Origin of the sequence: Microbacterium sp. JC 701 (assembly GCF_021026215.1) — a bacterium.
GTDB classification, from domain to species: Bacteria; Actinomycetota; Actinomycetes; order Actinomycetales; family Microbacteriaceae; genus Microbacterium; species Microbacterium algihabitans.
This window is the reverse complement of sequence record NZ_JAJNCV010000002.1, coordinates 287,634-299,718: the sequence shown is the minus strand read 5'-3', so window position 1 is coordinate 299,718 and position 12,085 is coordinate 287,634. Positions and strand designations below refer to the sequence as shown.

The 12,085-nt window shown below is 69.9% G+C and carries 11 protein-coding genes, 1 tRNA gene and 1 other RNA gene; 7 read left to right on the top strand and 6 right to left on the bottom strand.

The features are described 5' to 3' along the window. Positions 1–35: 35 nt before the first annotated feature. Together LPW41_RS09325 and aceE are read right to left on the bottom strand one after the other, a co-directional pair. Positions 36–1,259 (bottom strand): CdaR family transcriptional regulator, encoded by a 1,224-nt coding sequence (locus tag LPW41_RS09325; RefSeq protein WP_230704931.1) that lies wholly within the window; start codon positions 1,257–1,259, stop codon positions 36–38. A gap of 76 nt (positions 1,260–1,335) precedes the next feature. Continuing rightward, positions 1,336–4,062: a pyruvate dehydrogenase (acetyl-transferring), homodimeric type gene (gene aceE, locus LPW41_RS09320; protein ID WP_144785112.1), complete on the bottom strand. Its 2,727-nt coding sequence runs from the start codon at positions 4,060–4,062 to the stop codon at positions 1,336–1,338. Positions 4,063–4,326: 264 nt separating this feature from the next. Between aceE and LPW41_RS09315 the strand changes: the two genes are divergently transcribed. Further along, a complete protein-coding gene (locus LPW41_RS09315; RefSeq protein WP_230704664.1) occupies positions 4,327–5,016 on the top strand; it encodes a DUF1345 domain-containing protein in 690 nt (229 codons plus the stop codon). Here LPW41_RS09315 and catA read toward each other — a convergent pair. Together catA and LPW41_RS09305 are read right to left on the bottom strand one after the other, a co-directional pair. Next, entirely contained in the window at positions 5,013–5,675 is a 663-nt protein-coding gene (catA, locus tag LPW41_RS09310) for a type A chloramphenicol O-acetyltransferase (RefSeq protein ID WP_230704663.1), read from the bottom strand. The genes LPW41_RS09315 and catA overlap by 4 nt on opposite strands. 46 nt (positions 5,676–5,721) lie before the next feature. After that, positions 5,722–5,794: transfer RNA gene (locus LPW41_RS09305), tRNA-Val, on the bottom strand. Between the two features lie 146 nt (positions 5,795–5,940). On the opposite strand from LPW41_RS09305, the gene LPW41_RS09300 reads away from it, so the two are divergent. The 3 genes from LPW41_RS09300 to rnpB all read left to right on the top strand — a co-directional run bounded on the left by LPW41_RS09300 (position 5,941) and on the right by rnpB (position 8,809). Next, positions 5,941–6,669, top strand: a complete 729-nt coding sequence (locus LPW41_RS09300) for a zinc ribbon domain-containing protein (RefSeq protein WP_230704662.1) — start codon at positions 5,941–5,943, stop codon at positions 6,667–6,669. Positions 6,670–6,681: 12 nt separating this feature from the next. Next, positions 6,682–8,382 carry a bifunctional 3'-5' exonuclease/DNA polymerase gene (locus tag LPW41_RS09295; RefSeq protein WP_230704661.1) on the top strand — a complete coding sequence of 567 codons (1,701 nt, stop codon included), beginning with the start codon at positions 6,682–6,684 and terminating at the stop codon, positions 8,380–8,382. 31 nt (positions 8,383–8,413) lie between these two features. Further along, an RNA gene (rnpB, locus tag LPW41_RS09290) (RNase P RNA component class A) lies at positions 8,414–8,809 on the top strand. A gap of 68 nt (positions 8,810–8,877) precedes the next feature. Here rnpB and LPW41_RS09285 read toward each other — a convergent pair. Next, complete coding sequence (locus LPW41_RS09285) at positions 8,878–9,111, bottom strand: hypothetical protein (protein WP_144833603.1); 234 nt, start codon at positions 9,109–9,111, stop codon at positions 8,878–8,880. A gap of 181 nt (positions 9,112–9,292) precedes the next feature. Between LPW41_RS09285 and LPW41_RS09280 the strand changes: the two genes are divergently transcribed. Then, on the top strand, positions 9,293–9,583 hold the full coding sequence (locus LPW41_RS09280; protein ID WP_144785099.1) for a hypothetical protein: 291 nt from the start codon (positions 9,293–9,295) through the stop codon (positions 9,581–9,583). A gap of 23 nt (positions 9,584–9,606) precedes the next feature. Here LPW41_RS09280 and ppgK read toward each other — a convergent pair whose 3' ends face one another. Then, the gene (ppgK, locus tag LPW41_RS09275) at positions 9,607–10,410 is read right to left on the bottom strand and encodes a polyphosphate--glucose phosphotransferase (protein WP_144785097.1); all 804 of its coding nucleotides are present in this window, start codon (positions 10,408–10,410) and stop codon (positions 9,607–9,609) included. A gap of 96 nt (positions 10,411–10,506) precedes the next feature. Here ppgK and LPW41_RS09270 point away from each other — a divergent pair, with 96 nt between their 5' ends. Continuing rightward, a complete protein-coding gene (locus LPW41_RS09270) occupies positions 10,507–10,710 on the top strand; it encodes an SPOR domain-containing protein (protein WP_186325528.1) in 204 nt (67 codons plus the stop codon). Between the two features lie 25 nt (positions 10,711–10,735). Next, on the top strand, positions 10,736–12,076 hold the full coding sequence (glnA, locus tag LPW41_RS09265; RefSeq protein ID WP_144833792.1) for a type I glutamate--ammonia ligase: 1,341 nt from the start codon (positions 10,736–10,738) through the stop codon (positions 12,074–12,076). Positions 12,077–12,085: the final 9 nt, after the last annotated feature.

Here is a 12,085-nt window from a genome sequence, read left to right as displayed (position 1 = left end):
ACGGCGCGTCGTGGACACTCGACGGATGCCACGCCTCAGCGCGAAGCGGACGGTCGCCGACTGGCGAGCCCGCGACGCCGCGTGGCGTCGGTGCCGATCGAGCCGAGGATCAGCGCGGTCTGCAGGATGAGCGCTTCGCGCGGCCCCGTGGCATCCCACCCGATGACCTCCGACACGCGCTTGAGGCGGTACCGCACCGTGTTCGGGTGCACGTACAGCTCGCGCGCGGTCGCCTCGAGCGAGCGCCCGTTGTCGAGGTAGCTCCACAGCGTCGCCACGAGATCGGCGCTGTGCGCCTGCAGCGGCCGATACACGCGGTCGACGAGGGTCTGCTTGGCGACGGCGTCGCCGGCGAGGGCGCGCTCGGGCAGCAGATCGTCGGCTTCGACCGGGCGCGGGGCGTGTCTCCAGGCGCGGGCCACGGCGAATCCGGCGAGGGCCGCGCGGGCGCTCTGGCCCGCGTCGACGAGGGCCGGAACCGGGGGGCCCAGCACCAGATGACCCGACCCGAAACCGGGTTCGAGGCGCTTGGCGATCTCGGGGAAGGGGAGTTCGACGCCGTCCTCGCCACTGCTGCGGGCGGGCAGATCGGCGCGGCCGACCACGAGCACGAGACGCGAGCCCTGCACCCCGATGAGCACGTCGACGCCGAGCTTGCGCGCGGTGCGGCGCACCTGGTCGACGTCGAGTTGGGGGGGAGTGGTGCCCACCAGCACCGCGACTTCGCCGTGCCCATGCCAGCCGAGCGCGGCGATGCGGCTGGGGAGCTCGTCGTCGGCCTCGCCGGTGAGGATCGAGTCGACCACCAGCGCTTCGAGCCGGGCGTCCCACAGACCGCGGGCCTCGGCGGCGCGCGCGTACACGTCGGCGGCGGCGAAGGCGACCTCGCGCGAGTACGCCAGCATCGCCTCGCGCACCTTCTCGCTGCGGCCGGCGACGCGCTCCTCCATCACCTCGACGGTGACGCGCACGAGCTGCAGGGTCTGGGTGAGGCTGACGCTGCGCAGCAGCTCACGAGGAGCCGCGGCGAAGATGTCGGCGGCGATGGCCGGAGTGGATGCCGGCTCCTCGAACCACTGCAGAAACGAGGTGATGCCCGCCTGGGCGACGAGCCCGACCGCCGAACGCCGGGCGGGAGGCATCTCGGCGTACCAGGGCAGCGTCTCTTCGAGGCGCTGGATCGTCGCCGTCGCGAGGTCGCCCGAGATGCGGCGGAGCCAGGTGAGGGTGTCGGCCTTCTCCTGTGCGGCGGCCGCGATCGCGCCCGCAGACCGGTCGGGCCCGGCCCCGCCCGTGGAGGCGGAACCGGACCCGTCGGTGGTGCTCGTCACGCGCTCAGGCCTCGCCACCCGCGTTGCCGCTGGTGCCGGCGTTGACGTCGTGCAGGCGGTACTTCTCGATGGCCTGACCCACGACCGCGCGGTCGACCTTGCCCTCTTCGGCCAGCGCCTGCAGGGCGCGGACGGCGAGCGAGGGGCCGTCGATCTTGAAGAAGCGACGGGCCGCGGCACGGGTGTCCGAGAAGCCGAAGCCGTCGGCGCCGAGGGTCCAGTAGTTCTGCGGAACCCACTGGCGGATCTGATCCTGCACCGCGTGCATCCAGTCGCTGACGGCGACGACGGGGCCGTCGGCTTCCTTCAGCTTGTCGGTGAGGTAGGCCACGCGGGGCTCTTCCTCGGGGTGCAGGAAGTTGTGCTCGTCGGCGGCGAGACCGTCGCGGCGCAGCTCGCTCCACGAGGTGACCGACCAGACGTCGGCCGTCACTCCCCAGTCGTCCTTCAGCAGGCGCTGGGCCTCGAACGCCCACGGCACACCGACGCCCGAGGCGAGCAGCTGCGTGCGGGGGCCATCGCCCTCACCGGAGGAGATGTGGTGGATGCCGCGGACGATGCCGTCGACGTCGACCCCTTCGGGCTCGGCCGGCTGCACGTACGGCTCGTTGTAGACCGTCATGTAGTACATGACGTTGGGGTCGGGGTGGTTCCCGCCGTACATGCGCTCGATGCCCGAGCGGACGATGTGCGAGATCTCGTAGCCGTAGGCCGGGTCGTACGACACCGTCGCCGGGTTCGTCGAAGCGAGCAGCTGCGAGTGACCGTCGGCGTGCTGCAGGCCCTCACCGGTCAGGGTGGTGCGACCGGCCGTGGCGCCGATGATGAAGCCGCGTGCCATCTGGTCGCCGGCCGCCCATTGGGCGTCGCCCGTGCGCTGGAAGCCGAACATCGAGTAGAAGACGTAGACCGGGATCAGCGGCTCGCCGTGGGTCGAGTACGCCGTGCCCGCCGCGGTGAACGCCGCGAGGGCGCCCGCCTCGTTGATGCCGACGTGGATGATCTGGCCCTGCGGGCTCTCCTTGTACGCCAGCAGCAGCTCGCGGTCGACGGAGGTGTAGTGCTGGCCCTTGGGGTTGTAGATCTTCGCCGTCGGGAAGTACGCGTCCATACCGAACGTGCGCGCCTCGTCGGGGATGATCGGCACGATGCGGTGACCGAAGTCCTTCACCCGCAGCAGGTCTTTCAGCAGTCGCACGAACGCCATGGTGGTGGCGATCTCCTGCGTGCCGGAGCCCTTCTTCGGCAGCGCGTAGGCGGCGTCGCCCGGCAGCTCGAGGCCGACGTGCGTGGTGCGACGCTCGGGCAGGAACCCGCCGAGCGAGCGACGACGCTCGAGCATGTACTTGATCGTCTCGTCCTGCTCACCGGGGTTGTAGTACGGCGGCTGGTACGGGTTCTCGTCGAGCTGCGCGTCGGTGACGGGGATGTCCATCGCGTCGCGGAAGGCCTTGAGGTCGTCGAGCGTCAGCTTCTTCATCTGGTGGGTCGCGTTGCGGCCCTCGAAGTGCGGTCCGAGGCCGTAGCCCTTGATCGTCTTCGCCAGGATGACGGTGGGCTGGCCCTTGTGCTCCTTGGCCGCCTTGAACGCCGCGAACACCTTGCGGTAGTCGTGGCCACCGCGCTTGAGGCCCCAGACCTGCTCGTCGGTGTAGTCCTTGACGAGCTCGAGGGCGCGGGGGTCGCGACCGAAGAAGTTCTCGCGGACGTACGCGCCGTTCTCGGCCTTGTAGGTCTGGTAGTCGCCGTCGGGAGTGCTGTTCATGAGGTTGAGCAGCGCGCCCTCGGTGTCGCGGGCGAGCAGGTCGTCCCACTCGCGGCCCCAGACGACCTTGATGACGTTCCAGCCGGCACCGCGGAAGAAGCTCTCGAGCTCCTGGATGATCTTGCCGTTACCGCGGACCGGGCCGTCGAGGCGCTGGAGGTTGCAGTTGACGATGAAGGTCAGGTTGTCGAGGCCTTCGTTCGCCGCGACCTGCAGCTGTCCGCGGCTTTCGACCTCGTCCATCTCGCCGTCGCCGAGGTAGGCCCAGACGTGCGAGTCGCTGACGTCCTTGATGCCGCGGTTCGACAGGTACTTGTTCGACATCGCCTGGTAGATCGCGTTGATCGGACCGAGGCCCATCGACACGGTCGGGAACTGCCAGAACTCCGGCATGAGGCGCGGGTGCGGGTACGACGGGATGCCGTGGGGCGCCTGCGACTTCTCCTGACGGAAACCGTCGAGCTGCGCCTCGGTGAGGCGACCCTCGAGGTAGGCGCGGGCGTAGGCGCCGGGGGAGGCGTGGCCCTGGATGAAGATCTGGTCTCCGCCCGACGGGTCGTCGAGGCCGCGGAAGAAGTGGTTGAAGCCCACTTCGTACAGCGCTGCCGACGAGGCGTAGGTGGAGATGTGGCCGCCGACACCGATGCCGGGGCGCTGGGCGCGGTGCACGGTGACCGCGGCGTTCCAGCGGATCCACTTGCGGTAGCGGCGCTCGAGCTCCTCGTCACCGGGGAACTCGGGCTCGTTCTTCTGCGAGATCGTGTTGATGTAGTCGGTGGTCGGAACCATCGGCACGTTCAGGTGCAGTTCTTTCGAGCCCTTCAGCAGGCTCAGCATGATCTCGCGAGCGCGAGCCGGACCCTTCGCCTGGACCAGCTGGCGCAGGGATTCCTGCCACTCCCCGGTCTCTTCCGGGTCGCTGTCCTGCGGCCCCTGCGAATACGGATCCTGGTCGTGAACAGTCACGGAAGACCTTTCGTCGTCTGGCAGGTCATGCCAGAGAATCGCCATACGAGTGCGGCAACCCTTGTTCGCTCCGCACAATCAACCAGCGTCCAGCCTAGCGAGTCGCGACGACATCGGCTGCGCGCGGCGCTGGCGGGCCCGCCTCGGGTCACCGTGACGGTTCGACGTCGAGACGACGCGCCCTGTGCCAAGACATAGAGCGGCGGATGCCGTGTGTCGACGCGCCCGCCCGGTGCGGACGGTCGACCGGTCTAGCCTGAGCGCGTGAGCACGCACGAAGGGTTCCGCACGAGGCCTGAACACCGCTGGCCGGTCTTGATCGCCCTCGGCGTGGGCACGGGGCTCTACGCCGTGCTGCCGAGCGAGGCCAGCGGCATCCTGCGCTATGTCGTGGTGGTCGTCGGCATCCTATGCGCGATTCCGATGGTCGTGACCAACCCTTCGCGTCTGACCCGCGACTCGCGCATCGGCCGCGTGTTCGCGATCGCGTTCACGGTGATCCTGCTGGTCGCCAACCAGATTGCGTTCTTCCTGCTGGTGAACCAGCTGCTGCAGGGGCAGGGGAGCGGCGCGTCGACGCTGCTCGGGGCGGCGCAGGTGTGGGCGATCAACGTCATCGGCTACGCCGTCGTCTACTGGGAGATGGACCGCGGCGGTCCCATCGCCCGCCGCCGCGACGCGCGCGACGAGCTCCCGCCCGCCGACTTCCAGTTCCCCCAGGACTCCGACCGCGAGGCGGTGAGCGAGGTGGCGCGCCGCTCGTCCGACACCGAGGACTGGGCGCCCGGCTACGTCGACTACCTGTACTTCTCGGCATCCAACGCCATGGCCTTCAGCCCCACCGACGTCATGCCGCTGTCGAGCAGGGCGAAGCTGTTCATGATGGTGCAGGCGGTGTCGGGCTTCATCCTGCTGGCGCTGGTCATCGCGCGCAGCGTGAACATCCTGAACTAGCGCGACGCCGTCAGCCAGGCTCCGTCTGACAGCAACTCCTGTAACTCGTTGACGAGGCGCGCTGCGTGGAAGCCGTCGGCCACGGCGTGGTGCACCTGCAAGGCGAGCGGCATCAGCACGCGGTCGCCGCGCTCGACGTATTTGCCGAGAGTGAAGATCGGCGCCAGGTGCGACGACCCGTTCTCGATGTTCAGAGTGAAGCCGGTGAAGCTCGTCCACGGGACGCTCGAGACGTCGAAGGTGTTGAGGGGCGGCTCACCCTGCGGGAAGAAGTCGAGGCTGTCGGCGTATTCGGCGATCGTCTGCTCCGCGCTCCCGTGGAATGCAGCGAAATCGGAAAGATACGGAACCCACAGACACGCGAAGGTCTCCCGGGCGGGGTGGAAGACGGTGAAGGCGGGGTGCACGCGATCCCAGACGGCGGGCGCGCCGGCTCCGTCCAGCCGCATGCGGAACTCGTCCCGCCGGTTCACGATCGACGCGATCGCCCAGATCTGCGCGATGTAGGTGCGACGGCCCGACGCGCGCACGGCCGCCACGAAGTCGGTGACGTCGATCTCGACGGTCAGCGCGTAGGTGCACGGCGACGTCCGCAGGTAGTGCTCGAAGTGCTGACGCCGGGGCCACGTCTCGAAGTCGATCGGGATGAGCTGGTCCATCCGCCCATGATTCCAGGATGGGAACGGAGGGCGCGGCTCGAAGGGGTGGGCCCTGCCGGGATCGAACCGACGACATCCACGGTGTAAACGTGGCGCTCTACCAGCTGAGCTAAAGGCCCTGGTGCCTCGAGTCTAGCCCGGTAGACGCCGCACTCCTGGGGCGTGGTGTCCGGATGCCGTGACCCCACCGACCCCGCCGCGGAGCGATGCGGGCGTCGGCACGCGCGTACCGCGGATGTCGGAGGCCCGGGGTAGCGTGGGGGACGTGAATGCCGATCCCGCCGACCAGCGCAAACTGCTCGACCTCGCCGACCTCGACGCGCGTATCCACCGTGACGAGAAGGTCGCCGGCAACCCGCCTCAGGCCGTGCGCGTGCGCGAGCTCATCGCGCAGCGGGCGAGCCTCACCCAAGAGCTGACGACGCGTGCCAACGCCCGCGACGACATCAACGCCGAGCTGAAGCGCCTCGAGTCCGACGTCGCCGTGGTCGATGCCCGCATCGCGCGCGACACCGAGCGTCTCGCCGCGTCGTCGAACCCCAAGCAGGCTCAGGGCTTCGAGAGCGAGCTGACCTCGCTCAAGCGCCGCAAGGGCGACCTCGAAGACATGGAGATCGCGCTCATGGAGCGCCTCGAGGCAGCGGATGCCGCTGTCGCCGAGCAAGAGGCAGTGATCGCCGACACCAACGCGCAGGGCGCTCAGCTCAGCGCCGAGGCGAAGACCACCGTCACTGACGCGAGCACACGCCTCGACGGCGCGCGCCGTGACCGTGACGCCGTGGCCGCCTCGATCCCCGCCGACCTGCTCGGGCTCTACGAGCGTCTCGCGTCGCGCGGTAACGGCGCCGGCCTCCTGCGCGGCGGCGCGTGCGAAGCGTGCCGCATGGTGCTCCCGCCGAGCGATCTCGCCGTCGTCCGCCGCGCGCAGACCGACGAGGTCGTGTTCTGCCCCGAGTGCGGCGCGATCCTCGTCCGCACCGAAGAGTCTCGATGACCCGAGACGGCCGTGGCCTCTGACACGGTCGTCGTCGCCCGCGCGGCATCCGGGTCACCCGTCCTGATCGACCTCGACGCCGACGCGACCCCGGTCCGCTCCGTCGAAGTCGACGACCTCGTGGCGGCCGTCCACGAGCGCGAGCACGCGGGCGACGTCCGCTGGGTCTGGCCCGACACCGCGTCCGCCTACCCCCCGTTGCTCGAGGCCGGCGTGCGCGTCGCGCGCGCATGGGACCTCCGACTAGTCCACGCGATCCTGCGCGACGCCGTCGCGGTCACCGACGACGCCGGACTCCGCCGCGCGACCGCCTGGGACGCGGCCTCCAGCGAACCCGACGCGGGCGACGCCCTCTTCGACCTGGGGGAGTCGGCATCCGGGGTCCCCGAATCCGCCGACGAGGCCGTCGCCGAATACCGACGTCAGCACTCCGCCCTCGCCGCCTCAGCGACCCCCGGCGCGCTGCGGCTGCTGGCCGCCGCCGAGTCCGCCGGTGCGCTCATCGCCGTCGAACTGCACACCGCGGGCGTGCCGTGGAGCATCGAGGCGCACGAACGCCTGCTCGAGGCCGAGCTCGGTCCGCGGCGCGGCGGCGGGCTCCCGGAACGCATCGAGCAGACGGCCGCCGTGGTCCGCGACGCCCTGGGCGACCCGCGGGCGTCCCTCGACTCGCAGCCGCGTCTGCTGCGCTCCCTGCACCGCGCCGGCCTGCTCGTGCAGTCGACGAGCCGGTGGGAGCTGTCGGAGCACGATCACCCGGCCGTCGCCCCGCTCATCGCCTACAAGAAGCAGATGCGCCTGTACACGGCGAACGGCTGGGCATGGCTGGCCGAATGGGTGCGCGACGGTCGCTTCCGCCCCGTCTACGTGCCGGCCGGCGTCATCACCGGGCGGTGGGCGTCCTCGGGCGGGGGAGCGCTGCAGATCCCGCGCGCGCTGCGCACCGCGGTGCGCGCCGACCCCGGCTGGACGCTCGTGACCGCCGACGTGGCCCAGCTCGAACCCCGCGTGCTCGCCGCGATGGCGCGCGACACGGCCCTGGCCGAGGCTGCAGCCGGGCGCGACCTGTACGCCGGCATCGTCGACCGCGGAGCAGTGGCGAGCCGCGCCGAGGCGAAGCTCGCGATGCTCGGGGCGATGTACGGCGCCACCACCGGCGAAAGCGGTCGACTTCTCCCGCGGCTGCGCCGCACCTTCCCGCGCGCGATGCAACTCGTCGACGACGCCGCGCGCACCGGAGAAGAGGGTGGCGTCGTGCACACGTGGCTCGGCCGCACCTCGCCCACGGCGGGGGAGTCGTGGCGCGCCCTGCAATCGCTGGCGAGCGAGTCGGCGGCATCCGGGATCGACGAGAACCGGGCACGCCGCTCCGCGCGCGATCGCGGACGCTTCACCCGCAACTTCGTCGTGCAGGGCACCGCCGCCGAGTGGGCGCTCGCGTGGCTGGCCGACCTGCGGGGGCGCCTGGCGGCGTTCCCCGAGACGGATGCCGATGCCCCGGCCGCGGCATCCGGTGCGGTGTTCGCTCGACGACCGCACCTGGCGTTCTTCCTGCACGACGAGATCGTCGTGCACACCCCGATCGAGCACGCGGATGCCGTCGCCGAGGCGGTGCGCGAAGCCGCAGCCGCCGCCGGGCGTCTGCTGTTCGGCACGTTCCCCATCGACTTCCCGCTCGACCTGCGCATCGGCGCGACCGCGGAGAAGGGCTGAGGCCGCCCACCGGTAGACTGGCCGATGCGAATGGGTCGGCTGGACGGTCGCGTCACGGGTTCGCCCGTGCCGAGGAACGTCCGGGCTCCACAGGGCAGGACGGTGGGTAACGCCCACCCGGAGCAATCCGCGAGACAGTGCCACAGAGAGCAGACCGCCCCACGGTCCCTGAGCTTGTCGAAGGGCCGCGGGGTAAGGGTGAAAGGGTGGTGTAAGAGACCACCGGGGTCGTGGTGACACGACCCGCGAGGTAAACCTCGTCCGGAGCAAGGCCAGACAGGGGATGACGACGCGGCTCGCCGAGTCCCCGGGTAGGCCGCTGGAGCGGCACGGCGACGTGTCGCCGAGAGAGATGACCGTCCACGGGGTTCCTGAGCTTGTCGAAGGAACCCCCGGACAGAACCCGGCGTACAGGCCGGCCCATTCGCCCCCGCACACGACGACGGCCCCGCCCGCTCCCTCGAGCGATGCGGGGCCGTCGTGGCGATCGGCGGGTTACGCCCCCGGACCCGAGTTGTATCCGCCTGCCGGCGGCGCCATGCCCCCACCCGGAATGCCGCGACGCGCGCGCTCTTCGTCGGCGCGCAGGATGCCGTTCTTCACCGCGGTCCGCATGATCAGGTACGAGACCCAGATCGCGAGCGCGAGGATCGCGATGTAGACGATGAACCCGATGATCAGAACCCCGATGCCGAGTCCTGCGGCCGCGCCGCTGTAGTCGTTGCTCACGATGATTCCCCCTCTGTGTCGTGTGCGTGGATGACGCTGACACTAAGGGGCGGCAGGGGAGGGGCGCATCAGGTTTGACCCGCGCAGCGCGGTTCGGTACGGATGCGCGCAGCGTCCACCACCCATCGAGTGTCGGACATATGTTCTACACTCGAACTCGGCCGGGGAAGGGGTCCGGTGCATGGGATCGACGAGGGTCAGCGATGAAATGGTCGCTCGGGTACTGGCATCCATCGCCCCCTGCACGCTGCAGCCCGAGACCTGGGGCGCGCGCCCCATCGAGTGGTACGCCGACAAGCGCCCGGTGTGGGCGTGGGTCACGTGGCCGAACCGCGCCGCCACCCGCGAACCCGCGTGGGCGACGGGCGGCAACGACCGCGTCGTGATGCTCGAGGTGCCGTGCGAGGGCGGGCACTGGGCGCCGGTCGTCTGGCGCAATGCCGTCAGCGTGCGTCAGGTCGCCGCCGCCTGAAGACGGTTCCGGATGCCGTGTCCTCAGCTCGGGTCGGCCTTCGGTGCCACCGCCGGCAGCGCCTCGGGCACCGGCACGGCGAGCGACGCGGCGCCGATGATGCCCGCATTGTTGCGGTGCTTCGCCGGCAGGATCGGGGCGCGCAGCTTGAGCAGGGGCAGGAAGTGCTCCGAGTGCTTCGACACGCCGCCGCCGACGACGATGAGGTCGGGGCTGAAGAGGAACTCGACGTAGTCGTAGTACCACTGCAGGCGCTTCGCCCACTTCTCCCACGACAGCTCTTCGCGCTCCAGCGCGGAGTACGCGGCGAAGTGCTCGGCGTCTCTCTTGTGGCCGGCGCGCTGCAGGTGACCGAGCTCGCTGTTGGGCACGAGCACGCCGTCGTAGATCATGGCCGAGCCGATGCCCGTGCCGAGGGTCGTGAGGATCACGAGGCCGTCCACGCCCTTGGCCGCGCCGTAGCGCACCTCGGCGATACCGGCGACGTCGGCGTCGTTGGCGAAGTGGATGTCACGCGAGAGGCCGTGCTCGAAGAACTTCTCGGCCTCGAAGCCGATCCACGACTTCGACACGTTCGCGGCCGAGAGCGTCTGGCCGTTCTTCACGATCGCGGGGAACGCCACGCCCAGGGGCAGGTCGTCGGGGGCCTCGAGGGTCTCGAGCACCTGCTTCACCGCGGCCAGCACGTCGGCCGGCTCCGCACCCTCCGGCGTCGCGACCTTCACCCGGTCGCTGACGAGCTCCCCGGCATCCAGATCCACGATTCCGGCCTTGATGCCGGTTCCGCCGATGTCCACTCCGACCGCGCGAGATGCATTCGTTGCCATACCCCTCAGCCTAGCCAGCCGGACGGTCGGGATCAGTAGGATCGGGGGAGCACCGGCGGTTCGCGCCGAGGGGCGCGACCCATGTGAGGAGCCATCGTGAGCGACGAGAACAAGCAGTACTGGTACAACCTCGAGACCGGCGAGGTCGAGCAGGGGTTCGAGTCTCCGGCGGTCGATCGTGCCGGCCCCTTCGCCACCGCCGAAGAGGCCGCTCAGGCTCCGGAGCTGCTGAAGAAGCGTTCGCAGCAGTGGGCCGAAGAAGAGGCCCGCGACGACTGGGGCTCCGGCTCCGCCCGCTGAACGCCCACCGAAACGAGGGATGACGATGGACAAGCAGCGCGATTTCGTCTTGCGCACGATCGAAGAGCGCGGCGTCAAGTTCGTGCGCCTGTGGTTCACCGACGTGGTCGGCACGCTCAAGTCGGTGGCGATCGCCCCGGCCGAGGTCGAGGGTGCCTTCACCGAGGGACTGGGCTTCGACGGCTCGGCGATCGAGGGGCTGACGCGGTCGTACGAGTCCGACCTGCTCGCGCACCCCGACCCCACGACCTTCCAGATCCTGCCGTGGCGCGGTGAGATCGACCCGACCGCGCGCATGTTCTGCGACATCACGACGCCCGACGGGCAGCCGGCGGTCGCCGATCCGCGGCACGTGCTCAAGCGCACGCTCGCCAAGGCCGCCGATGCCGGGTTCACGTTCTACACGCACCCCGAGATCGAGTTCTACCTGCTGAAGTCGTCGCAGCTGGGTCCCGACGGACGCCCGCAGCCCGTCGACTCGGCCGGCTACTTCGACAACGTCCCCGGCGGAACGGCGCACGACTTCCGTCGCCGGTCGGTGCGCATGCTCGAAGACCTCGGCATCTCGGTCGAGTTCAGCCACCACGAGGGCGGCCCGGGCCAGAACGAAATCGACCTGCGGTACGCCGACGCGCTGACCACGGCCGACAACATCATGACCTTCCGCACCGTCGTGAAGGAGGTCGCGATCGAGCAGGGCGTCTACGCGACGTTCATGCCGAAGCCGATCAGCGGCCAGCCCGGCAGCGGCATGCACACGCATCTGTCGCTGTTCGAGGGCGACATGAACGCCTTCTACGAGGAGGGCGGCCAGTACCAGCTGTCGAAGGTCGGGCGTCACTTCATCGCGGGCCTGCTGCGTCACGCCAACGAGATCTCGGCCGTGACCAACCAGTTCGTGAACTCCTACAAGCGACTGTGGGGCGGCGACGAGGCTCCGAGCTTCATCTGCTGGGGCCACAACAACCGCTCGGCTCTCGTGCGCGTGCCGCTGTACAAGCCCAACAAGGGGCAGTCGACGCGGGTCGAGTACCGCGCGCTCGACTCCGCCGCCAACCCCTACCTGTCGTACGCGCTCATGCTCGCGGCCGGCCTCAAGGGCATCGAAGAGGAGTACGAGCTCCCCGCCGAGGCCGAAGACAACGTGTGGTCGCTGAGCGACTCGGAGCGCCGCGCCCTCGGCTACGCGCCCCTTCCGGCGAGCCTCGACCACGCCCTCGAGTACCTCGAGGAGTCGGAGCTGGTCGCCGAGACGCTCGGCGAGACGGTCTTCAAGTACGTGCTGCTGAACAAGCGTCGCGAGTGGCAGCAGTACCGCGCTCAGGTGACGCCGTTCGAGCTGGCCAGCAACCTCGAGGCGCTCTGACGGAGGGTC

Bases quoted from the DNA above. Each gene is read 5' to 3' on its own strand.
- catA (WP_230704663.1), bottom strand. From the start codon at position 5,675: ATGGACCAGCTCATCCCGATCGACTTCGAGACGTGGCCCCGGCGTCAG.
- LPW41_RS09280 (WP_144785099.1), top strand. From the start codon at position 9,293: ATGGGATCGACGAGGGTCAGCGATGAAATGGTCGCTCGGGTACTGGCA.
- ppgK (WP_144785097.1), bottom strand. From the start codon at position 10,410: ATGGCAACGAATGCATCTCGCGCGGTCGGAGTGGACATCGGCGGAACC.
- glnA (WP_144833792.1), top strand. From the start codon at position 10,736: ATGGACAAGCAGCGCGATTTCGTCTTGCGCACGATCGAAGAGCGCGGC.